This is a genomic window from Corynebacterium sp. HMSC05H05 (assembly GCF_001807265.1).
GTDB lineage: Bacteria > Actinomycetota > Actinomycetes > Mycobacteriales > Mycobacteriaceae > Corynebacterium.
Genome location: NZ_KV788422.1, coordinates 1 through 21,553, shown reverse-complemented (window position 1 = coordinate 21,553; position 21,553 = coordinate 1). Strand labels below are relative to the sequence as shown.

At 62.1% G+C, this 21,553-nt stretch carries 17 protein-coding genes; 9 read left to right on the top strand and 8 right to left on the bottom strand.

Annotated features, from left to right (window positions below; genetic code table 11):
* Window positions 1-331 precede the first annotated feature (331 nt).
* Both HMPREF3151_RS11905 and HMPREF3151_RS10970 read right to left on the bottom strand, forming a co-directional pair.
* Window positions 332-1,033, bottom strand: coding sequence for a hypothetical protein (locus HMPREF3151_RS11905; protein WP_141741407.1), 702 nt, complete (start codon window positions 1,031-1,033; stop codon window positions 332-334).
* A 29-nt stretch (window positions 1,034-1,062) separates the two neighbouring features.
* The gene (locus HMPREF3151_RS10970) at window positions 1,063-4,251 is read right to left on the bottom strand and encodes an error-prone DNA polymerase (protein ID WP_070475956.1); all 3,189 of its coding nucleotides are present in this window, start codon (window positions 4,249-4,251) and stop codon (window positions 1,063-1,065) included.
* A 309-nt stretch (window positions 4,252-4,560) separates the two neighbouring features.
* Here HMPREF3151_RS10970 and HMPREF3151_RS10965 point away from each other — a divergent pair, with 309 nt between their 5' ends.
* From HMPREF3151_RS10965 to HMPREF3151_RS10945, 5 genes are read left to right on the top strand one after another with little or no spacing between them, the layout of a single operon-like run.
* Window positions 4,561-5,454 (top strand): MetQ/NlpA family ABC transporter substrate-binding protein, encoded by an 894-nt coding sequence (locus tag HMPREF3151_RS10965; RefSeq protein ID WP_070475952.1) that lies wholly within the window; start codon window positions 4,561-4,563, stop codon window positions 5,452-5,454.
* A 38-nt stretch (window positions 5,455-5,492) separates the two neighbouring features.
* Window positions 5,493-6,383, top strand: coding sequence for a MetQ/NlpA family ABC transporter substrate-binding protein (locus HMPREF3151_RS10960; protein ID WP_070475948.1), 891 nt, complete (start codon window positions 5,493-5,495; stop codon window positions 6,381-6,383).
* On the top strand, window positions 6,384-7,412 hold the full coding sequence (locus HMPREF3151_RS10955) for a methionine ABC transporter ATP-binding protein (RefSeq protein WP_070475945.1): 1,029 nt from the start codon (window positions 6,384-6,386) through the stop codon (window positions 7,410-7,412). It abuts the gene before it with no gap.
* On the top strand, window positions 7,409-8,110 hold the full coding sequence (locus HMPREF3151_RS10950; RefSeq protein ID WP_070475943.1) for a methionine ABC transporter permease: 702 nt from the start codon (window positions 7,409-7,411) through the stop codon (window positions 8,108-8,110). The genes HMPREF3151_RS10955 and HMPREF3151_RS10950 overlap by 4 nt, the downstream gene beginning before the upstream one ends.
* 11 nt (window positions 8,111-8,121) lie before the next feature.
* Complete coding sequence (locus HMPREF3151_RS10945) at window positions 8,122-8,892, top strand: HAD family hydrolase (RefSeq protein ID WP_083290327.1); 771 nt, start codon at window positions 8,122-8,124, stop codon at window positions 8,890-8,892.
* A 231-nt stretch (window positions 8,893-9,123) separates the two neighbouring features.
* Here the strand turns inward: HMPREF3151_RS10945 and HMPREF3151_RS10940 are convergent, their stop codons facing one another.
* Entirely contained in the window at window positions 9,124-10,002 is an 879-nt protein-coding gene (locus HMPREF3151_RS10940; RefSeq protein ID WP_070475937.1) for a sucrase ferredoxin, read from the bottom strand.
* A gap of 139 nt (window positions 10,003-10,141) precedes the next feature.
* Between HMPREF3151_RS10940 and HMPREF3151_RS10935 the strand changes: the two genes are divergently transcribed.
* Entirely contained in the window at window positions 10,142-10,729 is a 588-nt protein-coding gene (locus HMPREF3151_RS10935; protein ID WP_070475934.1) for an AMIN-like domain-containing (lipo)protein, read from the top strand.
* A 3-nt stretch (window positions 10,730-10,732) separates the two neighbouring features.
* Here the strand turns inward: HMPREF3151_RS10935 and HMPREF3151_RS10930 are convergent, their stop codons facing one another.
* From HMPREF3151_RS10930 to HMPREF3151_RS10910, 5 genes are all read right to left on the bottom strand, one after another.
* Window positions 10,733-12,322, bottom strand: a complete 1,590-nt coding sequence (locus HMPREF3151_RS10930; protein WP_070475931.1) for a Y-family DNA polymerase — start codon at window positions 12,320-12,322, stop codon at window positions 10,733-10,735.
* The gene (locus HMPREF3151_RS10925; protein WP_246815269.1) at window positions 12,319-13,062 is read right to left on the bottom strand and encodes a hypothetical protein; all 744 of its coding nucleotides are present in this window, start codon (window positions 13,060-13,062) and stop codon (window positions 12,319-12,321) included. The genes HMPREF3151_RS10930 and HMPREF3151_RS10925 overlap by 4 nt, the downstream gene beginning before the upstream one ends.
* Window positions 13,063-13,120: 58 nt before the next feature.
* The gene (locus tag HMPREF3151_RS10920; protein WP_070475924.1) at window positions 13,121-14,287 is read right to left on the bottom strand and encodes a GIY-YIG nuclease family protein; all 1,167 of its coding nucleotides are present in this window, start codon (window positions 14,285-14,287) and stop codon (window positions 13,121-13,123) included.
* On the bottom strand, window positions 14,287-16,278 hold the full coding sequence (locus HMPREF3151_RS10915) for a DEAD/DEAH box helicase (protein ID WP_070476186.1): 1,992 nt from the start codon (window positions 16,276-16,278) through the stop codon (window positions 14,287-14,289). The genes HMPREF3151_RS10920 and HMPREF3151_RS10915 overlap by 1 nt, the downstream gene beginning before the upstream one ends.
* 105 nt (window positions 16,279-16,383) lie before the next feature.
* On the bottom strand, window positions 16,384-19,107 hold the full coding sequence (locus tag HMPREF3151_RS10910) for a class I SAM-dependent DNA methyltransferase (protein ID WP_070475921.1): 2,724 nt from the start codon (window positions 19,105-19,107) through the stop codon (window positions 16,384-16,386).
* Between the two features lie 131 nt (window positions 19,108-19,238).
* Between HMPREF3151_RS10910 and HMPREF3151_RS11900 the strand changes: the two genes are divergently transcribed.
* From HMPREF3151_RS11900 to HMPREF3151_RS10900, 3 genes are read left to right on the top strand one after another with little or no spacing between them, the layout of a single operon-like run.
* Window positions 19,239-20,654 (top strand): hypothetical protein, encoded by a 1,416-nt coding sequence (locus HMPREF3151_RS11900; protein WP_141741406.1) that lies wholly within the window; start codon window positions 19,239-19,241, stop codon window positions 20,652-20,654.
* Window positions 20,655-20,674: 20 nt separating this feature from the next.
* Window positions 20,675-20,956, top strand: a complete 282-nt coding sequence (locus tag HMPREF3151_RS10905) for a hypothetical protein (protein ID WP_070475917.1) — start codon at window positions 20,675-20,677, stop codon at window positions 20,954-20,956.
* Window positions 20,957-20,966: 10 nt separating this feature from the next.
* Entirely contained in the window at window positions 20,967-21,383 is a 417-nt protein-coding gene (locus tag HMPREF3151_RS10900; protein WP_070475914.1) for a hypothetical protein, read from the top strand.
* Window positions 21,384-21,553: the final 170 nt, after the last annotated feature.

The following is a 21,553-nucleotide window of genomic DNA, read 5'->3' as shown; positions in this document are numbered from 1 at the left end:
GTTTAGAAGTAAGCATCCTCGGGCGGTAAGCATCCTGAAGTAAGCATCCAGAGCCAACCCCCGGCACACCCGACCCGGGTGCACACCCATCACCGGAAAACGCGCGACCAGTGCGGACTACGACAAGTTCTCCTGCTGCTTCGGTGCCGTCGACGCACTGTTCGGTATCCGCCCAGCGCAGTTTTACGGCAACGACGACACGCTAGAGCATCGGGCCGCCTCGCGTGCCAAACAGTTGCGACCTCCTGTTTCGCACTGTACGATTTCTCCCACAGAGCCGGGTTTTCCGGCGAATAGGCAACGGCCCCCACCTCAGTTGTGGGGGCTGTCCTCATTTCAGTGGTGACTGGTTAAGCGCTTCTAAAATCCAGCGTTCACGCCGAAGCCACTCACCAAGTTTCGGATTAATCATTTTGCAGAGTTCCACGCTGTCTTGGTGCGCCTGTCTCACTGCATTCTCCTCTGAAATAATCGGCCTGTGATGCGAAGCTCGGTTTCGGATGGTCCGCAAATTATTTGCTCGAGAAGAAAAGTTCGTCTCGTCCGCGTGAGTTAACCGTGGGCGGATCGCTTCGACCCACAGCACGTGCCGAGGATTTCTGTCGTTTTGGTAGTGAGACGTCGGCAACAGCTGGGTCCACGATCCAAAACTTAATCCAGCCACATAATCATTATGGGTAGGGTTCGGCCCAGCAGTTTTCAAATCGGCGAATGACCTCAGCGGCCTTTTCGGCTGTGCCACCACTGTCGCGAGCAAATCAACTGGGTCGGTAATCCACTCCCGAGTTCCGCCGTGTTGGATATTCCACTCCGCAAAACTTTCGTCGATGACTGTTCTCAGCTGCACCTCTGCAAACCCTGTGGTTCGGAGAATCGCTGCAGCAACATAGGAGTTCCAGAGATAAATCTGAGCAGCAACCAAAGGCCCTTTTTGCCCGGCGAGATCCATGTACCTTTGTCGTCTCGCTTCAGGTAGCGAGCCCAGAATGATCTCCGCCGAGGTTTTTGTCACCGGATTGGTCGAAATTTTCATCTTCCCCCCTCTTCTCCACTTGTACCCCATCACCGGAAATCCCGGGACCCGCGCGAGAGCAGCTCCCCCATCGCCAGCGGCTCGAGCCGGTCTGCCACCACGGACACCGCCCCGGAGGCGTTTTGCACGATCCCGCGCACGACCAGCGCCTTGGCGGTGCGGGCCAACACCCGCTGCTTGTTCCACAGACCGACGGAGATGACCACGTTGATCAGCCCGGTCTCGTCCTCCATACCGAGAAAGGTCACCCCGCCTGCGGTGGCCGGATGCTGGCGGTGCGTGATCACGCCAGCGACGCGCACGCGGGTGCCGTCCTCCACGCCATGCAGGAGCTCCGCCGCCGGCACCACACCCTGCGCCGACAGCGCCGCACGCACCATCTCCACCGGCATGAGCCCCGGCGTGACACCGGTGGCCGCAACGTCGGCGGCCATCAGCTCGAACGGGTTCATGCCCGGCAGCGACGGCGCCACCACCGACGACAACCCGGGCAGCATGCCCTCGCGCTCCGTGGCCGCCACGCCCGCCTGCCACAGCGCCTGCCTGCGCGTGGCCCCGAAGCAGTCCAGCGCCCCCGCCCGGGCCAGCGCCTCGACGTGCTCCACGGACAGGTCGGCCCGGCGCGCCAGGTCCGCGATCCCGTCGAAAGGCGCAGCCTGTTCAATCCGCAAGGCCGCATCCGTGCCCAGGCCCCGCACTAACCCCAACCCCACCCGGATCGTCGAAGAGTCCACGCACAGCGCCTCGCACCCGGAGTTGTTCACGCACACCGGTAGCACCTCCACCCCGTGGCGGCGCGCGTCCTGGATCAACGACTGCGGGGAGTAGAACCCCATCGGCTGCGCGCGCAAAAGCCCCACGCAGAACTCCGCCGGGTAGTGCCGCTTAAACCAGGCGGAGAAGTACACCAGCGAGGCGAACGACTGCGAGTGCGACTCCGGGAACCCGTAGGCGGCGAAGGCCACGATCTTCTGCCACAGCCGCTCGGCGACCTCGGAACCGATCTCGTTGGTGCGCCAGCACCCCTCGAAAAACCGCGACTTCAACGCCGCCATTTTCTCAGGCGAACGCTTCGCCCCCATGGCCCGCCGCAGCGCATCCGCCTCGCGGCCGGAAAAACCTGCCGCATCCACGCAGATCTGCATGAGCTGCTCCTGGAACAGCGGGATGCCCAGCGTCTTGCCCAGGGCGCGCTCGAGCACCGGGTGGTCGTACTCCACCGGCTCCAGCCCGTCGCGCCGCCGCAGATACGGGTGCACCGACCCGCCCTGGATCGGGCCTGGGCGGATCAGCGCCACCTCCACCACCAGGTCGAAAAACCGGCGCGGCTTCAGCCGGGGCAGGGTGCCCATCTGCGCGCGCGATTCCACCTGGAACACGCCGACGGAATCGGCGCGGCAGAGCATGTCGTACACGTGGGCGTCGTCAAACGGAAGCTCCCACAAGCGCACCGTGCGGCCGGTCGTTTCCTCCACCAGATCCACCATGTGGTGCAGCGCCTCCAGCATGCCCAGGCCCAGCAGGTCGAACTTGACCAGGCCGGCCGAGGCGCAGTCGTCCTTGTCCCACTGCACCACCGAGCGGTTTTCCATCCGCGCCCACTCCACGGGCACCACGTCCGCAATCGGGCGGTCGCAAATCACCATGCCGCCGGAGTGGATGCCCAGGTGGCGCGGCTGGCCTTTGAATTGCACCGCCAGCTTCTCGACGCCCTCCGGCACCTCCGCCATCCCCTTCGCCCAACTATCAGCCGCGCCCTGCGCGAACCCCAAAGCACGCGCGGCGTCGCGCACCGCGCCCTTGGTCCGGTACGTGATCACGTTGGCCACCTGCGCCGCGTTGTCGCGCCCGTAGGTGTCGTAGACGTACTGGATCACCTCCTCGCGCCGGCCCGACTCGATGTCCAAGTCGATGTCCGGCGGGCCGTCGCGGTCCGGGGAGAGGAACCGCTCGAACAGCAGCCCCGCCTCGATCGGCTCCACATTGGTGATGCCGAGCACGAAACACACCGCCGAGTTCGCCGCACTCCCGCGCCCCTGACACATGATGTTCTGCCTCGCGCAGAAATCCACCAGGTTGTACACGATGAGGAAATAGCCGGGAAAATTCAGCTCCTCAATCACCTCCAGCTCGTAGCGGATTTGGGCCATTGCTTTTCGACGCACCTCCGGCCCCCGCGACGCATAGCGAAACTGCGCACTCGCCAGCGTGAGTCCCCGCAGGTGGTCCATCTCGCTGCGGCCGTCCGGCGTGGGATAGCGCGGCAGCTCCGGCGCAACCAGGTCGAGCGTGAAAGCGCAGCGTTTGGCCAGCTCGACGCTGTAGGCGAGCTTGTCCTCGCACCCCGGGTACATGCGTTGGAGCTGGTCGCCGGAGCGCAGCCAATTCGCCCCCATCGGGTGTAAGTCCCCGTGCGCCTGGGCCAGCGACTCGCGCCTGGCCAGCGCCCGCTTCGCCTGTGCCAGCCGGACCTGGTCGCGCGTGGCCGCGGCCGGTGCCGCGGTGACGATGGCGGAGAGTTCGCGTGCGTGTTTTTCCGCGTGCGCGTTTCGCGCCCGGTCTAGTGCTGCGTGCCGGTCCGCGTCCTCGGGCGTCATGGACACCTCGTACTCCAGCACCACATTGTCCGCACCGAAGACGTCGACCAGGTGGTCGATTTCCTCCGCCCACCGCCAGCCGGCAAGCACCACGCAGGTGTCGCCCAGCTGGTCGCCGATGAGCTCCAGCGGCGGGTAGGCCACTTTGTCCTTCTCGCGGGTGGCCATGTGTGCATCGGCCATCAGGTGGGAGAGGCGCTTGTAGCCCTCCGGCCCGCGGGCGATCACTGGCAGCACCCGGTCGCCGAGCGTCAGCTCCGCCCCGAAGACGGTGTCCAACCCGGTCGTGGCGGCCGCCTCCGCGAACTTCACCGCGCCGTAAAACCCGTCCCGGTCCAGCAAACCCACCGCGCTCAGGCCCAGCTCAACGGCCCGGACCACCAAGTCCTCCGGCTCGCTCGCCCCACCGAGGAAGCTGTACGAGCTGACGGTGTGCAGCTCGGCGAACGGTGTCGTCGATAGGCATTGTTTTTGCGGAGGGGGCGCCGGTTCCGCCTTGCCGTACGCGGCGCCTGCGGGCGTGCCGGTGTGCCCGACCGGCACCGGCTCTGGGCCCGGGCGGCCGGAGAGGATGCGTTCGAGCCGCGACCACGACAGCGGCGCTCCCCCGTTGAACCTCATGGAGGGGACGCTACCACTGTTCGAAACTGTGTGCTAGTCCGCGCGGTACCCCGCCCGCGCCCATCGCCGCCACCGTCACCACCGTCGCCGCCGTTCGGGCCCTGGATCCAGCTAGTTGCACCTCATTTTTCGCCCCCAGGACCCGGATAGCTGGGCCCTACTAGCTGGATCCGCAAAAAGGCCACAAAACCGTCCCACCCACGCCCCCGACAGACAGCTCGGTAAAGGAATTCGCCCAAAAATAGACTAAGCGGTACATAGGGTGCTAGATTCTGACCCGTCATAGATTCCCTACCCAAGGAGACCCCAATGCGTATCAAGCGCACCCTTGCAACCGTTGCCGCGGCTGCCCTCGCCACCACGGGCTTGGTCGCCTGCTCCAACGAGTCCGACGACACCGCTGACACCGCCGCCAAGGACGGCGACAACGTCACCGTCAAAATCGGCACCACCGAGGCCGACCAGGAAGCATGGCGCGTGTTCAAGGACCTGGCCAAGGACAACGGCATCACCCTGGACATCGTCTCCTTCTCCGACTACTCCCCGGTCAACGAGGCACTCGCGCAGGGCGAGCTGGACGTGAACAAGTTCCAGCACATCAAGTACCTCGCCGAGTACAACAAGGCCTCCAACAACGACTTGCGCGTCGTCGGCTCCACCGAGATCGTGCCGCTGGCGCTGTTCTGGAAGGACCACGACTCCATCGACGGCATCGAGGGCGAGTCCGTCGCCATCCCGAACGACCCGTCCAACCAGGGCCGCGCGATCAACGTGCTGGTCCAGGCGGGCCTGCTCACCCTGAGCGACACCGTCGCAGATGAGCTCGCCCCGACCCCGGCCGACATCGACAAGGCTGCCTCCAAGGTCACCGTCACCCCGGTCGACGCATCCCAGACCCCGTCCGCGTACAACGAGGGCAAGCCGGCCATCATCAACAACACCTGGCTGGACCGTGCCGGCATCGAGCCGGGCCTGGCCATCTTCGAGGACGACCCGGAGTCCAAGGAGGCTGAGCCGTACATCAACGTCTTCGCCGCCCAGGCCGACAACATCGACGACGAGACCCTGAACAAGCTGGTCGAGCTGTGGCAGACCCCGGAGGTCGCCGAGGCCGCGGCCAAGGACTCCAAGGGCACCTCCGTGCCGGTCTACCGCGAGCAGGCTGAACTCAACGAGATCCTGGACCGCCTCCAGAACAAGTAAGTCTCCACAAACACCCAACTAAGCGAAAGGAGCACGCAATGCGTACCGAGCGCGTAATCGCCGCTGCCGCGGCCTCACTCATCGCGGCCACCGGGCTGGTGGCCTGCTCGTCGGAGACGGAGTCGTCGACAAGCAATGGCGACGGCGACAAGGTCACCGTGAAGATCGGCACCACCGACGCCGACCAGAAGGCCTGGAGTGTCTTCGCCGACGAGGCGCAGAAGGCCGGCATCGACCTGGACATCATGCGGTTCACCGAGTACCCGCAGGTCAACCCGGCGCAGGTCGAGGGCCAGATTGAGATCTCGAAGTTCCAGACCATCAACTACCAGGCCCAGTACAACGCCACCGCTGGCGAGGACCTGCGCATCATCGGCTCCGGCGAGATCAACATCCTGGGCCTGTACTGGAAGGACCACGACTCCCTCGACGGCATCGAGGGCGAAGAGGTCGCGATCCCGAACGACCCGTCCAACCAGGGCCGCGCGATCAACGTGCTGGTCCAGGCTGGCCTGGTCACCCTGCGCGACGGGGCACCGAAGCTGACCCCGACCCCGGCGGACATTGACAAGGACGCCTCCAAGGTCAAGGTCGTCGCCGTGGACGCTTCCCAGACGCCGAACGCCTACAACGAGGGCCGCCCGGCGGTCATCAACAACAACTGGCTGGCGCGCGCGGGCATCGACCCGGCCTCCTCGGTGGCCGCGGACGACCCGAACTCGGAGCTGGCGGAGCCGTACATCAACGTCTTCACCGTCTCCGGCGACGACCTGGACAACGAGACCTACGAAAAGATCGTGGACGTCTGGCAGTCCGAGGAAGTCACCGCGGCGCTCAACGAGGACTCCAACGGCACGGCCGTGCAGGTCCAGCGCCCCAAGGAGGAACTCAACGAGATCCTCGACCGCCTTGTGGAGGAGTACAAGTAGATGACAAACACCGGCACCCGGATTGAGTTCCGGAACGTATCCAAGGTCTTCAAAACCAAAGACCGCGAGGTCACAGCCGTCGACGACGTCACCCTGACCGTCGAGCCGGGCGAGATCCTCGGCGTGATCGGCTATTCGGGTGCCGGCAAGTCCACGCTTGTCCGCCTCATCAACGGCCTGGACATGCCGACCTCGGGGCAACTGCTTCTCGACGGCACCGACGTCGTCGGCATGCCCGAACGCAAGCTGCGCGAGATCCGCCGCAACGTCGGCATGATCTTCCAGCAGTTCAACCTCTTTTCCTCCCGCACCGCCGCCGGCAACATCGAGTACCCGCTGAAGCTGGCCGGTGTGGACAAACAGGAGCGCAAGCGCCGCGTCGCCGAGCTGCTCGACTTCGTCGGCCTGTCCGAGCGCGGCGAGAACTACCCGGAGCAGCTCTCCGGCGGCCAGAAGCAGCGCGTGGGCATCGCCCGTGCGCTGGCGACCAACCCGTCGCTGTTGCTTGCCGACGAAGCCACGTCCGCCCTGGACCCCGAAACCACCCACGAGGTGCTCGGCGTGCTGCGCCGGGTCAACGAGGAGCTCGGCATCACCATCGTGGTGATCACCCACGAGATGGACGTCATCCGCGCCATCGCCGACAAGGTCGCCGTCATGGAGGACGGCCAGGTGGTGGAGTACGGCAGCGTCTACGACGTGTTCGCCAACCCGCAGACATCTGTGGCGCAGCGCTTCGCCGCCACTAGCCTCCGCAACCGTCCCGACGAGGTGGAGGCACGCGAGCTTCTGGCCAAGCCGGGCCGCCTGTTCACCGTGGATCTGACGGAGGATTCCGGGTTCTTCGGCGCGGCGGAAGCCGCTCGCGAGCGCGGCGTGTCGGTGGAGCCGGTGCACGCCGGCATCACCACCTTGCAGGAGCGCTCCTTCGGCAAGATGACTGTGCGCCTCAACGGCGACGACGCCGCCATCAACGAGTTTTTGGCCACCCTGCAGCAAAGCACCGAGATTGAGGAGATCACCCGATGACCGCGTTGAACACTGGCGTAACCGAGTACATCCTCGCCGAGCCGAACTGGGACACCCTCGGCCCCACCTTCCTCGAAGCGATCGGCGACACGCTGTGGATGGTGGCCATCACCATGGTCGTCGGCGGGTTCTTCGGCCTGCTTCTGGGCCTGTTTCTGTACACCACCCGCCCGGGCGGCATCCTGCAGAACAAGGCGGTGTACACCATCATCAACGTGGCGGTGAACTTCTTCCGCCCCATCCCGTTCATCATCATGATCGCGATGCTCTACCCGCTGACCTTGCAGGTGGTGGGCACCACCATCGGTCGCGCGGCCGCCACGTTTGTGATGTGCTTTTCCGCCACGTTCACCGTCGCCCGCATTGTGGAGCAGAACCTGGTGGCCATTGACCCGGGCGTGATCGAGGCTGCCCGCTCCATGGGCGCGACCCCGTGGAAGATCATCACCTCGGTGATCCTGCCGGAGGCGCTCGGCCCGCTGATTTTGGGCTACACCTTCATCTTCATCGCGGTGATCGACATGTCCGCCATGGCCGGCTACATCGGCGGCGGCGGCGTGGGCGACTTCGCCATCGTGTACGGCTACCGCGCATTCGAGCCTCAGGTCACCTGGGCTGCGGTGCTGGTCATCGTGGTCATCGTGCAGCTGGCGCAGTTCCTGGGCAACTGGCTGTCCAAGAAGGTCATGCGCCGGTAAGTTTGGGTGCCATGAAGGTTGCGGCGTTCGACTTCGATGGCACTCTCCACCACCCTCCCCACGGCTTCCGCGAGGAGGACATCGCCGCGATAGATGCCTGGCGCGCTGCCGGGCATCTCGCCTTTTCTGCCACCGGCCGCTCCCGCACGGCGCTGGCCCACGGGATGCGCGGCAGCGGGCTCGCGTTCGACTACCAGGTGCTGTCCAACGGCGGCTCCGCCACGGACGGGGCGAACCGCGAGCTCATCTTCGGCCACGAGGTCGCCGGCTCCGTGCTGCAGGCGACTCTGGACGCCTTCGGGTCCCGCGACGGCCTGGCCATCTTCGGCACCACCCTGGGCCACGTCGACGGGGTGTTCGCAAACAACACGGGTATCACCCACACCTTCACCGCGCATTTTGCGCAGATGACTCCTGCGGACATCCCCAACCACCGCTTCGCCGTCGTGCCCATCTGGGTGCCCGGCAACGCCGAGCTGCGCGCGGAGGTCGTCGACTGGGCGTCCACGCTCGGCGAGGTCGAGGTCGCGCAGAACCAGGACTACATCGATCTCATGGCCCCGGGCCGCTCTAAAGGCGCAGGGATCTTGCAGCTTCTCGACGAGCTCCGCCTCCCCCGCGAATCCATCCAGCTCTACACATTCGGCGATTCCTGGAACGACCTACCCATGCACGCCATCGCGGATACCTCCCACAGCTTCCACCACTCCCCCGCAGAGGTACGTGCCGCCACGGACCGCGTCATCGGCTCCGTGGCGGAGGTTCTGGGCGAGTACATGTAGCGCCAGCGCCCGTCAATCCTGATCTGCTAGTTCGTCGCCGACCGTCCCGATCCGCAACTAGCAGATCACGTGTCCAACTTTTCGTTTCCCCAGGTGGTGTTGAACACGAGTTTCAACACCGGACTGATCTGCTAGGAGCGCCGCGAAAGCTGAATTGGACAACTAGCAGATCCGCTGGTTGTGGCGGCGGAGTGAGCTGCCAGCTAACTCCGCGAGGCGGAAAGCGAGAAGTTAACGCCGCGGGGTCACCGACACCGCGACCCAGGCCGTGCTCTCCTTCGGCGCCTTTCCGCACGAGTCAACCACGCCGGATACCGGGCGCTGCTCCAGCTGGACTTCGTACACCTGGCCGGACGCCGTGTCGGTGACCAGGGCGGTACCGCCATCAGGCGCAGCAACCTCGAACTGGCCGTAGCACGCACCGGGCACCTCGGCGGCGACGGCGAGCTCAGCCACCTGCTCGGCGGGTCCGAGGGTGCCGCGGCCGCGGTTGCCGGGGACGAAGTAGTGGCCCTCGGATGCGTCGGCAAGCATGGCGTCGGTGGCCTCAATGTTCATGCGGCCGAAGCTGTAGGCCCACGGCATAAGCAGCATCGTCGGTGCGAAGCGGTGGCCCTTGATGTGAGAGGTCTCCCACACCACGTCGTTGCCGGGGCCGAACGGGTGGCGCGCGTGCAGCTCGTTGAGCAGCGGGCGGCCCTTCACCGCGCAGCAGCGGTCGCGCTTAGCGTGGGTGCAGATCAGCAGCAGCGGACGCTCGCGGCGTTCGGCGCCGTTGCGGCCCGGGCCGGAGAGATCCAGATCGAGCAGCTCGTCGGGGCCGTCGACGTGCTTAACCTCGGTGACGGCCTCATCGGCGAAGACGAGGTACAGGTGGTGGTCGCTGATGTTGCGCCCCTCGCGCGTTGGGTGGCGGATGAGCAGCAGCGTCGCGTTGTGCGCCTCCAGCATCGGGGCGAGCTTGGCGGTGATTTCCTCGCCGAGGGCGGCGTCGCCCATGACATCGCGGGGCCAGGCCTCCGGCCATTCGAAAAGCACGTACACCGAGCCGGGCTTGGCGGTTCCCGGCAGCGGTTCAACCTCTACGTCAGAGCAGGGCAGTTGTTGCATGGCACCACCATAGCTAAGCGTGCCCTAACCTGTAAGTCGCCCTCTTGGACACCACTCTAAGTCTTAACGGTTATATAACCTTTTGTGATTTCGCGCTTTTTCTTTTTGTTCTTACTTGCCTCCTGGCTACGGTGACTGAGTGTTTAAATTTTCCGGTCTTTCCCGCGCGGCGCTCGTGGGCGCATGCGTAGCTACTTCTGTGGCCTGCAGCGCCTGCAGCGTCGTCAGCGACGGTGCCGGGAAAACGCTGACGGGTAGCTTGGCCTCCCCCACCACGAAACTGCAGCCGCTGGGCACTGCAGATTCGTCGCCGAAGACGCAGCGCCCGTCCGCGCCGTCGCGCCTGGCCGTGGTCGGCGTCCGCGTCGGCGCGCACGAGGGCTTCGACCGCGTGGTGGTGGACCTGGAGGGCGACGGCGATCCGGGCTGGTTCGTGGACTACACCTCCACCCCGATGCAGGAGACGGTGGGCCAGCCACTGCAGGTGGCGGGCAACTTCTTCCTCAACATCAACGTCGACGGCACTGTGTACCCCTTTGAGCTGGGCAAGGACAACGAGGTCCCGGTGACCATGGCGGGCGACACCGGCAACGTCATCGATGTGATCAGCGCCGGCACGTACGAGGGCCGCAGCCAGGTCGTGGTGGGCCTGCGCTCTGAGCTGCCGTACTCGGTGCAGGTGCTGGAGAACCCCACGCGCATCGTCGTGGATATCGTGCAGAAGTAACCCCTAATACACAGCCTCCACGCGCCAGCTGCGCCGGCTCCACACCAAAAGCCAGCCGGTCACGGCGCCCTCTTCCCCGCCTTCACGGCCCACAACCTGCATGCGTGCGACGCGGCCCGCGGGCAGTTCGGTTTGCGTCCACCAGTCCGCGTCCACGGGCCACGGGCCCGCCCATCCGGTGACGAGGTAGCGCTTGTCGCCCCAGGCCAGCCCGTACGGTTCGCTGTTTAAGAGGGCTTCGGCGGTGACGATGACGGGGGCACCGGTGGCGTTGATAAGCATGATGCGCGAGGCCGGATGGTCGATGCCGCCGCCGAGGCGCGCGGGCAGGGGTTGAGGGATCGCACCGGGCCACGATTGCCTATCGACGTCCTCCGGTTCCTCCCCGAACGGCACCATCGCCACGCGCTCGGCCACCCCGCGCCCGCCGACGAACCGCGGTTGAAGCACCGCGTCGATGCCGAGTTGGGATTGGACGCGCTCGACCACCCGGCGCGCGGTGTCGGTGGAGGCGCCGTCGGCCCACAGTTCGCCGACTGGTTCGGGCGCGGCGAATTCGAGCGGCTCAAGGATGAGGCTGGTGATTGCGCCGCCCTGCCCTTCTTGACCATCCTGACCTCCCGAAGCGGAGCGGAGGGAGGTCAGCCAGCCGTCGAGCTGCCAGCGCACGCGGTCCGCGGTGGCGGCTTCGGTGAGTGGTTCGCGGGTGCGCCAGACGCGCTCCACGCGGGAGCCGTCGTGAAGCTCGGCGATAACTTTCAGGCGCAGGCAGTTGCAGCCGGTGTCTTTGAGCCGTTCGTGCAGGCTGGCGGCTAGGGCGCGGGCGGCGAAGGCGGCGGCGTCCACGCGCTCGATCGGGTCCTCCGGCGTGATGGCCACGGCGAGGTCTTCCACCGGCAGCTCCGGGGCGACGCGGCGGTCCGGCGCGGCGGAGGCAATGCGGTGGATGCGCATGCCTTTGGTGCCGAAGCGGGTGGTCACCGCGTTCGGCGGCAGTTTCGCCAGCTCCCCGAGGGTGGTAATGCCCAGCTGCCCAAGCGCTTTGACGGTGTCCATGTCCGCGGCGAGCGACTCTTCCGCCACCAGCACGCCCAGCGGCTGCGTTGCCAAAAACTCGGCCGATCCTCCTGGCGGGATCACCTGGGAGGAGCGCGCGGCGATCAGCGCGGTGGCGATCTCGTCGGCGGCGCCTGCGAAGGCGTCGATGCCGCGGCGCGAGGCGGCGTCGATAAGCATCTCGAGCGCTTTGCCCTCGCTGCCGTAGAAGCGGCCCGCGGCGTCCACGTCCACCACCACGAGCCCGGGGCGTATCACCTCCACGCTGGCGGCGACCTCGCCGAAGCTGGCGGCGAGCGAGGCGAACATGCGCCCGTCGCGGTCCGGGTTGTCCTCTATCACCGTCAGTTCGGGCGCGACCGCCTGGGCGTTGCGCACCCGCATCCCGCGTCGGATGCCCAGCTGGCGCGCGGCGTGCGAGCACACCTTTATCCGGTGCTGCGCCGCGATTGCGATGGGTTCTGCCAGCTCGTCGCCCGATTCCAGCCGCGCGGCCTGCACCGGCCAGTCCGGGAACCACAGTGCCGCGGCCCTCATGTGACGGCCCGGAGCCTTCGCTTCTCGACGCCTCCGGTGCCCAACGTCACCCGCGCACTCGCCGGACGGTAGCCCTTGGCCTGCGCGCGGACGTCGAAGTCGATGCCGGTGATGCGGCCGGTACCCCGGCCGATGCCGTGGAACTGCGCGAGCTGGCCCGTGACGGTCAGCGCCGGCGAGGGCACCTCCACGTTCACGCACACCAGCGCCGCCTGGCCTTTACGGATCCGGGCGAGCAGGGGGCGTGCGCGAACCGGGGTGAGCTGGAACGGGCTGCGGGTGCGCAGGACCACCAGGTCGAGCCCCTCGGCGAGCACGCCCGCGACGCTCAAGTCGTCGAGGCCCGGGTCCGGCACCGCCACCACCCGCTCCATCGCGTCTGTGTCGTCGCCTGTACCAATGCCGGCGTAGGACAGCTCCGGCCACCCCACCACGCCTGCGCGCCCGCCGGCCTGGGCCACCTGGCCGATCAGCTCCACGATCAGCGCCGGGGTGTCGCTGACGTGTGTGACCGCCCGGCGCGGCAGGCCACCGTTCGGCAGCACGAGCGAAAGCCCGCCCGCCACCGTCAGGGTCTCCGCATCCTCGACGACCTGCTGCGGAACCTCCCCGCCGATAGCGGCCATACGGGCGCGCAGCTCGGCGATCTGGTCGGCGCGTGACTGCTGAGCTGGCGGTTCATCTACAACCGCCAGGTTCGCCGCCGCTGCCGACGCAGCTCGAATAGGTGTTCCACTCACGCCAGACAGTATGCACCCCGGGGCCGACACAGACAACGCTCCTGGTCGAACGGGTTTTCTATTTTATTTTTACGAGTGTTTGGCTACCAGGGTCGTAAGCGTAATCCACGATTTCACCATTCTCGATCAGCTCAATCGCCCTCTCGATCACAGGGAACGGAACAAGGAACCACTCGTTGGCGCTTACCTGCCCACCCACTTCGTCCACGATAGTGGCGTCAAGTCGCACCGAGGCGAAGATTCGATGCAGAAGGTGCTCAAGCGCAGACGGTCGCAAGTTGTATTGCCTGTACACCGCAACTTTTTCCACTGGTGCCATGAGGTAGGTCGGGCTTTTCTCCGCACCTCGAATGCGCTGATCTACCGGCGTAGTGGAGAACCCAATCTTGTGCAGATCCTTCAACCCACGGATGTCCGGGTGATCACTTTTCGATCGCAGTACGTAAAGAAAACCGGTCAAGATATCCGCGTCGCCAATTTCCTGCGCGTCAAACCCAGTCCGGGTCACCGCAAAGCCACCCTGCTCACCCATGCGTCCAGCGAAGGACTGTCTGTACATGGCTGACTCTGTGCCATTTTCAAAGATGACGCGGAGACGCTCCTTGCGCTGATCCTTGTGCTTGAGGCTTTTCATCTCAGATTCGCCAACCTCAGCGATAAACGCCATGACACCCTTCAGGATGAAAAACGCCCCGGGCACAACAGTTTGCGCACCCCTGAACTTTGTCATGGCGTAGGTGCCATCTGCGAGCTCCGCGTGCTTCTGCCTGAACAGCGGCTCAAACTTCTCAAAGTCCTCACAGCGGTGGCGCAACTCCCGTTCCGACTCCATCGGCTTATCGCGCTTCGGCAGCGAAGACGTGTCAAAGATGCCGTCGGCATCCCCTAGGAGATCGAATGCGTCACCGCTGAGTAGATCGTCCACCGTTGCCGGGGTTTCCGAAGCAGACAACAGCCCGTGCAAATCAATATCTTGCAAAGCGTCAACCTTGGACTTACTAGCCCGGATTCCCACTAACCGCGCGCCGAGTTTACGCTCAGAGATGTTCATCGTCTCCGGGTCCGGCTCCCGCCCCTCGGCGGCCACGAAATCGTTCACCTCCTGAAATGCGCGGCGCAACCGATCCGTCTCGGTGACCGGCAGCGGCTTTTCCGGCATGTCAAGAAGGCCATCATCCGCCGCGATGAGCGCGTCTAACTGTGCAAGGTAAGCGTCGTCCGCCATTAACTCTCCCCTTCTTCGTTACCCGCAGCATTCGCCTTGAGCTCAGACTTGCGTTCGTTCACGGCCTTACGCATCACCAGCAGTGCCTCTGCGAGCTGCTGCTCTTCTGGGTTATCCGAACGCCGGTCCGGTTCACGGCCCTCGATTTTCACCCACGCTTGGACCTTCGGGTACAGCGAAATTGCCTCTTCCACCGACATGTCAATGCGCGTGGTGGCAATAGCGTCTTGAATAAGGGACAGCAAGCTGGGCGTGACCGACTTCGAAAGAATCTCAAACGCGCGCTGGAACGGGTTGATCGAATCAATGAGGTCGATGCTCAGTTCATCAACATTGATGAACTGGTTCGCCATCTGAATAAAGCGCTTGTCCCCTACCTCTTTGACCTCACCCGTCTTGATCACGGAGTCCACCACGACGCGCTGACGCACCTCCTCCACCTCTTGGTCGGAGAGGTCGGGATACTGCTCGCGGATGATCTTCGGAATGAGCACTTTGTTGGTGGTTTCGGGATCAACCTTGCCAACTGCGGCTCGGGCAAAGGTCGGGTCCTGCAGAATCGTCGCCTTAAGGTCGTTAAGGTCCGTGTCCACGATCTGTTTCACTCGCCCAGTGGACGGTTCTTTGAACCCGTCGATCTTTACCGTATTGCCTTCGGAGTGATCGTTAGGATCCCGCTTTGGCTTGAATTCAAAGTTCTGGGCTAGCACCTGCTCCATCAACAGCGAGGCGGTGATCGCCTTCAACATGTTATTGACGGAGATTGTCACTTCACTCTGCGCCGCATCTGGTTCAGCCAACAAGTTCGTAAACTGCGCGTGTGTCTTGCCCTGACTGTCTCGAGTGACACGACCGATAATCTGAATGATCTCAGTCAGAGAGGAGCGGTACCCAATAGTGAGTGCGTGCTCCGCGAAGGGCCAGTCAAAGCCTTCCTTTGCCATCCCGAGCGCGATGATGATGTCTACTGCGTCCCGATCTTTCGAGGCGACATCGACGAGGTAGCTCAGCGTGCGAGCGCGCGCCTTCTGGTCGGTGTCATCAACGAGATCCGCGATGCGCAGCGTCTCGCCGTTGTCGTGCCGCCGCACAACGATGATGCCGGTGTCTTCTTCCCCTTCAACCACCTCACCGATCGAATCGATGATGGAGCCTACTTCCTCGATCTTGTCCTTCGTAGATTCGCCCGAGTTGACATTGGGGATGTGCAGGATGGTTTTCTTATCCAGGTCTAGGACCTCGTCCAGCGCATCCGTGTAACGCCCCTGGTAGAAGTGGTGCCCGATGCCGAGCGATTTTAAGTACCGGTAGCCGTTGAGCTGGTCGTAATAGTTGAAGGTCACCGGGGTGAATTTTGCCTCATCCTCCGGCAAGAGCACTGGCACGGTGTCCCCGCGGAAATACGAACCGGTCATTGCCACAATATGGGCGTCGGATCCGTTCATGACTTCACGCAACAGGTATCCAAGGCGGCTATTTTCCAGGTCCGCTGAAACGTGGTGAAACTCGTCGATAGCCAGCACCAAGCCATTGAACGCGTCGGGAGTGAGCTTCTCAAACGCGAACCGCAGTGTTGCATGTGTGCACACGAGCACCGCATCCGGCCCTTCGAGGAAGCGGATGAATTGCTCCACCTTGCTCTTGCTGCTTCCCGGGGTACACAGATTGTTCTCCGGCTTAATGTCCCAGTCAGCGTAAAAACCATACGAGCGCAGATCGGTGGGCGCGAAGGAACCACCGATGGAACGCTCCGGCACCGCCACAATGACCTTCTTGCGACCCTGGTAGAACAGCTTGTCCAGCGCAACGAACATCAGCGCACGAGACTTTCCGGAGGCCGGCGGGGCCTTGATTAGCAGGTACTGCGCTGCACGTTGTTCATACACACGACGCTGCATCTCGCGCATTCCAAGCTCGTCCGTGCTTACCGAGGTTCCTGCTTGCGCATACTCCACACGAATAACGCTGTCTTCTGCGTTTTTCGGATTCATTGTGGCCATGAGTTCACTCCAGGTTCATTGTTGTGTCGATGACTGCGGATCATTCTGGCAAGTGCTTCCGATACCACATCCCCACTATCGAACGCGCGTTCGCCTTTACCGCTTTTTCGTGGTCTTTCGTTTACGCTTCACCGGCTTCGCAGCCTCCTCTGCCGCGATCATTTCCTCGTATAGCGCAAACAGGTCAGCGAGGCGATCCTCATCCGACGCGTACGGCTTCGACGAATAGAGCGAATCCACCAACGCATCGTTCGCCTCGTGCGCCTCCCGCAGGTTCCGGGGCATCGAATCGCGGTCGTACAACTCGGCAAGCGTCCGCTCACAGTGGTACTCGCGAACATCGAGAATCCGTAGCGCCGTCTCAGTCAGTTGAGCCTTCTGCTTATCTACGATCTCCGGCACCGGGAAATTGTTGTAAACGATCGTGTTTGAGTAGCGGAAGTCTGTTTTCATTTTTCCGCCGACTGCACGAACCCATGCCATGTGCATTTGCGAAGTGAGTAGGGCGAAGAGCCATGGCTCGGCGTCGTAAACTGCGAAGGCTGCATCGGAGATGACCACATCTGGCCCGAGATATCCCATTGGAATGTAGGCCCGCGATTCCGACGAAACCCTCGGCACGATGATCGAATCGCTCGGCTTGTACGCCACCTGTTTAAACCTGTACGGGAGGGCTGCAAATTCGACCGTACTAGCAGCTTTACTTTGCAGTCTGAACCTTTCAACCCGCTCCAACCGCTGTTCGATGGGGGTTATGGTTCTTGCTTCACCATAATCCTCAGGCGCAACCCAAAGGCAGTACCGCTCGACGTCTTGAATGTAATCCGATGCGCCAACGTAGCGCTTGACAAATCTTTCTGATCGAGGGTCCGCCTCCACAATCGCGCGTTTCTCCGCGGGAGAAAGGATGAGATGACCCCCATCAGTCGGCTTAGAACCGAAGAGCATCGGGGGAAAGTCCTTACGGAACGGGCGACTGCGTTTCAGAACGATAACGTCAGCAGCGTCGGCCAAGTAAGCATTGATGTTGTTCGCTTGGCAGCGCGTATCGCCGTCGAAAATCCACTTCGGTTTCGATTTCTTATTCCTTAAGGAGATCACCGAAACTGTTACCCCGGCGTTGTGCTTTGCGTTGTTCTCCCACTTGAACGACGTGTGAGCGTATCCAATCTCGACATCGTTAGCCAGCACCGTCGGAAACATCAAGCCCACGTGGTCTCCTTGCGAAACGGAGTTGGTAGTCACGAATGCCAACTCCGCGTTCGTGCCCCGAATGTAGTCGGAGCCCTTAACGAACCAGAGAGAGATGTAGTCGAGGTTCTTAGAAAATGGGCGGTCCCCGAAGACCTCTGCGAAATCGCTCTTCTGCTCTGCCGTCTGCATACTCGATCCCACGTACGGCGGGTTCGAGATCAGGTAAATCTCTTCCTCGCCGTTATTCGGACACACCGCGTTCCAGTCAATACGCGTGGCGTTACCAGCACGGATCTGACCAGTTTCCTTCAGCGGGATGAGAGGGATGGCCACTTTGAATTGCTGCTCGAACTCCCGGTTCATCTGGTGCTTGGCGATCCACAAGGACAAGATGGCTACCTCAACCGCAAAGTCGTCAATCTCGATGCCGTAGAAGTTCTCGATGTTGATGCGTGATTTGTCGAACAGCGTGTTCGCCCGCGCCAACTCCGCCTGACGCTGCAGGATTGCGTGTTCCAAACGGCGCAGTTCCTTGTACGCGATAACGAGGAAGTTGCCGGAGCCGCATGCGGGGTCGAAGACCTTGATCGCTGCGATCCGGTCGAGCAGCCGCTGCAACTTCTGCGGGTTGGAATATGCCTTCTCAAACTCTTCGCGTAGATCGTCAAGGAACAGCGGCTCAATCGTCTTCAAGATATTCGGTACCGAGGTGTAGTGCTGCCCCAAATTGGACCGCACACTCGGCTCAACGATCGCCTGGAACATCGAGCCGAAGATGTCCGGATTGATGTCCTGCCATTTCAGCGTTCCCAAATCAATGAGCGCCTCGCGCGCCTTAGCGCTGAACCGGGGCACGGTCAGTTGCGAGTTCGCGCGGAACAGCCGGCCGTTCACATACGGAAAACCCGCCAGATACGCGGGTTTGTTTCCCTGATCCGGCTCATCCAGTGCTTCGAAGAGTTCGCGCAGGAAAGCTTCAGTATCGGAGCCGTCCCCAAGCGTCTGCGATGCTACGGCGTTGGTGAACTGGTTGTCCTCGAAGATCCCAGTGTCTTCCGCAAAGAAGCAGAACAGCAGGCGTGTGAAAAAGACGTTCAGCCCGTGGCGCGAGTAATCGGAGACCATCATGTCGGGGTTGGCCGACGCAAGCTCATCGAACAGCTTGCCCATCCGCTCGGCGGCCTTCACATCCGCATGCGACTCCGAGGTGTACTGCGTCTTCTCCATGCCCGCCCAAGGGAGGAAGAACGTGAAATGTTGGTCGATCTGCCTGATCGGGAACGTGCGATTCTCTGTCGTTTTGGTGTCAAACGCCAGCACATCAACGTAATCGGTCACGATGATGAATCGGGGGCTGAACTTCACCACCGTGGGCTCAACACGGAGCCACTCCAGCTCTGCGAGAAGGTCACCTTCGGTTTCACGAAAGTAGACGATGTTCTTCTGGGCAACTTCACGCTCAGGATCATCCGCAACGTTCAAACTGCCGTTGCGCAAACGGGTGACGTTTCCCTTTGAGCGGCCGTAAGCAAGGAGAAGGTCAAAGATGAAATCGCGGTTGTATTCAGCTCGGTTGGCGAGGTGCGCGACTCGTTCCTCGATTGCTTTGTAGTTCAGCCGTTTCATGGGAAGAAGCTTAGCCCGGTTGCTGCCAAGTCAAGTTCGTGCTCCGTCCATTAAATGGAGCACTGGGAGTTCCGTATCGCAATCTACATCTAGGAGAACCTTCAACACCGGATATAAGGAAAAATAGTGCCATGAATCAAAAAGGAGTTAAGCTGCTGCTTGATGGTCAACCGATCCATGGGGTGCTGCGTCTGGAAACCGATTCCGCAACCCTGAGTCAGCCAGGGACGATCACCCTGGTTGAAAATCAAATTCAGGTGTCGTTCGCGATTGAGCCGTACTCTGCATTAGCTGCAACCTTTCAGCCCGGAACAGCAATTCAAATCGAGGATGCAGAGGTAGAACCGGTTGAAATCTCTCAAAAAGCTGTGTTCAATTCCCGACTCGGGCCGGTGACACTGGTCCAACTGGGACGCCCATTCATGCCGACGTTCCGGATGGGCGCCCCTATCGAGTGCACTTTCAAGCCAAGGTTCACGCTGCTTGACTTCATCGACCTTGATCATTGGAGGCGGCCCACCGAAATTCGAGCTGAAATCGGCGGACTCGCGGCGTGGCAGCATGGGGGCAGCATTACGCGCTCCTTCCACTCTGAGTTACGCGAATCAGCAGAGGGTTTCAATCAGTACGTATTCTCAACACGAGAATTTCTCCCCTTCATGTGCAACATTAAACCTCTTGATGCCTCACTTCAGATAGAGACTATCCCGTCTGTCAACGGTGAAGACGGTGGGAGTGATATCACCATCGGTTTTCATACATCGCTAAAAGTATCGGTAGGACCAAAGGGATCCTGGACCGAGCTCCTTGAAGTGCTCGATACGTTCCAAAACCTAGTTAGGCTTTTAAGCTGGGAAAACTTCTCCTGGGGATTTCTTCACTGCAAATTCGGAATACCCACCGATATCGATGATGGGTTCTGGGAGAACCTGGGAATGGAACCGCCGCCTGAACCACTAAGAGCTGAACAGTGGACCAGGACGCTAACTGCGCACACTAAACCTCAGCCGACCAAATCAAGGTCCATGTTCACATTTGCTCTCCCCTTCTCAGCACTAACGGAAGATGCTGTCAACAAGTGGTTCGACCTAAATCACGTCTACGCGGAGGGATTGAATCAGGTCAACCACCTTTTAGACCTGCCAAACGTCACGGCGGAAGTTGAAACTCTGCTACTTGGTGCAGCGATTGAGCGCCTCGGTTACAAATCGATAGAGACTAAAATTAGCAAAACAAAAGCAAACGACGCGCCGACTGTCGACCAATTCGGTGAAGTCGGCGCTGAAGCAGTTCGGCTATTCCCGGATAGTTTCGCGGCCTGGGCTGAGACAGCTAATCGTCACTACCAATCAATGAAGCACCTGCGTCATGAACAGCCAAGTCCTGGTGATTTGAAAAGAGTTAACGATCGTTCGATTCTTGCTGTTCAGCTATGGATAGCAAAGCAATTAGGAGCTAACGATGAGCACCTCAGGCACTTTGCTAGATCTTCCCCGCGATTTGACTCTCAATACTCCCGGATTCCCGATCCGGCTCAGCTCAAATAACGCTGAAGGAGGAGAAATCAATGGCTCACTTCCTCATTAGGTTCCACCGCCCCTCAGGGCGGCTCAACATCACAGAGTTCTCCGACTCTGCAAAAGCAATGGAAGCCCGATTCGCGCTAGATTTGGAGAATACCGACCCGGATGTCGAGATCGTCGTCATCAGCTCACCCTCCCTTCGAGACCTCAGGGTTTCCCATTCCCGCTACTTCGCAGCAGAGCCCCGGCCCCTCCATCACACGGAATACATGGAAGCGGACAACGCCCAACACATCTTGGATCGCGCCGCGAAGCTGACCGGTTAAGCTGCCCAGCATGATCCCGATCAGCGCAGCAGAGGTCCGCAACCGCGTCACGCCGATCCCCACCCCAACCGTCGTACGAGCACTGGGTTCGCTCGGCGTGGGCGGGTCCATCGGCGTGATGGTCTCGCAGGCGCCGCTGGGGGTAAAAGCGGCCGTGGCGATCCTGTGCGTCGTTGCCGCCGTCGCCGTCACGCTGCTGCACCCCTACCGCAAACAGCTCCGCGCGTTTGCGGAGGAGAAGAACGTGGCCAGGGTGCCGTCGATAGGCATGGTGCTCCCCCTGATGCTGTGGTGGCTGCTGCTCATGCTCGCGCCACTGGCCGGTTGGCCCGCGGTGGGCGCGTGGGTTACGGGCGTGCTGGCGGCCGCGGCGGCGTGGGTGCTGTACCCGCATGTGGACGGGTCGCGGCGCCTCGCGTACGCATAGAGCTGCTCGAAAGGATCTACTCGAAAGGCTTTCTAGTAGACGAGTTTTCGCAGCTCAACCTAGAAACATTCCCTTTTGAGTAGCTTTCGAGCTCCCCGGGAGGACCCCTTCGCACAGACCCCTAGTAGCAAAGCCCTATTGTTTAGAAGATCGAAATGGTAGCGGTGTGG

Bases quoted from the DNA above. Each gene is read 5' to 3' on its own strand.
- HMPREF3151_RS11905 (WP_141741407.1), bottom strand. From the start codon at position 1,033: ATGAAAATTTCGACCAATCCGGTGACAAAAACCTCGGCGGAGATCATT.
- HMPREF3151_RS10970 (WP_070475956.1), bottom strand. From the start codon at position 4,251: ATGAGGTTCAACGGGGGAGCGCCGCTGTCGTGGTCGCGGCTCGAACGC.
- HMPREF3151_RS10965 (WP_070475952.1), top strand. From the start codon at position 4,561: ATGCGTATCAAGCGCACCCTTGCAACCGTTGCCGCGGCTGCCCTCGCC.
- HMPREF3151_RS10960 (WP_070475948.1), top strand. From the start codon at position 5,493: ATGCGTACCGAGCGCGTAATCGCCGCTGCCGCGGCCTCACTCATCGCG.
- HMPREF3151_RS10955 (WP_070475945.1), top strand. From the start codon at position 6,384: ATGACAAACACCGGCACCCGGATTGAGTTCCGGAACGTATCCAAGGTC.
- HMPREF3151_RS10950 (WP_070475943.1), top strand. From the start codon at position 7,409: ATGACCGCGTTGAACACTGGCGTAACCGAGTACATCCTCGCCGAGCCG.
- HMPREF3151_RS10945 (WP_083290327.1), top strand. From the start codon at position 8,122: ATGAAGGTTGCGGCGTTCGACTTCGATGGCACTCTCCACCACCCTCCC.
- HMPREF3151_RS10940 (WP_070475937.1), bottom strand. From the start codon at position 10,002: ATGCAACAACTGCCCTGCTCTGACGTAGAGGTTGAACCGCTGCCGGGA.
- HMPREF3151_RS10930 (WP_070475931.1), bottom strand. From the start codon at position 12,322: ATGAGGGCCGCGGCACTGTGGTTCCCGGACTGGCCGGTGCAGGCCGCG.
- HMPREF3151_RS10920 (WP_070475924.1), bottom strand. From the start codon at position 14,287: ATGGCGGACGACGCTTACCTTGCACAGTTAGACGCGCTCATCGCGGCG.
- HMPREF3151_RS10915 (WP_070476186.1), bottom strand. From the start codon at position 16,278: ATGAATCCGAAAAACGCAGAAGACAGCGTTATTCGTGTGGAGTATGCG.
- HMPREF3151_RS10910 (WP_070475921.1), bottom strand. From the start codon at position 19,107: ATGAAACGGCTGAACTACAAAGCAATCGAGGAACGAGTCGCGCACCTC.
- HMPREF3151_RS11900 (WP_141741406.1), top strand. From the start codon at position 19,239: ATGAATCAAAAAGGAGTTAAGCTGCTGCTTGATGGTCAACCGATCCAT.
- HMPREF3151_RS10905 (WP_070475917.1), top strand. From the start codon at position 20,675: ATGGCTCACTTCCTCATTAGGTTCCACCGCCCCTCAGGGCGGCTCAAC.
- HMPREF3151_RS10900 (WP_070475914.1), top strand. From the start codon at position 20,967: ATGATCCCGATCAGCGCAGCAGAGGTCCGCAACCGCGTCACGCCGATC.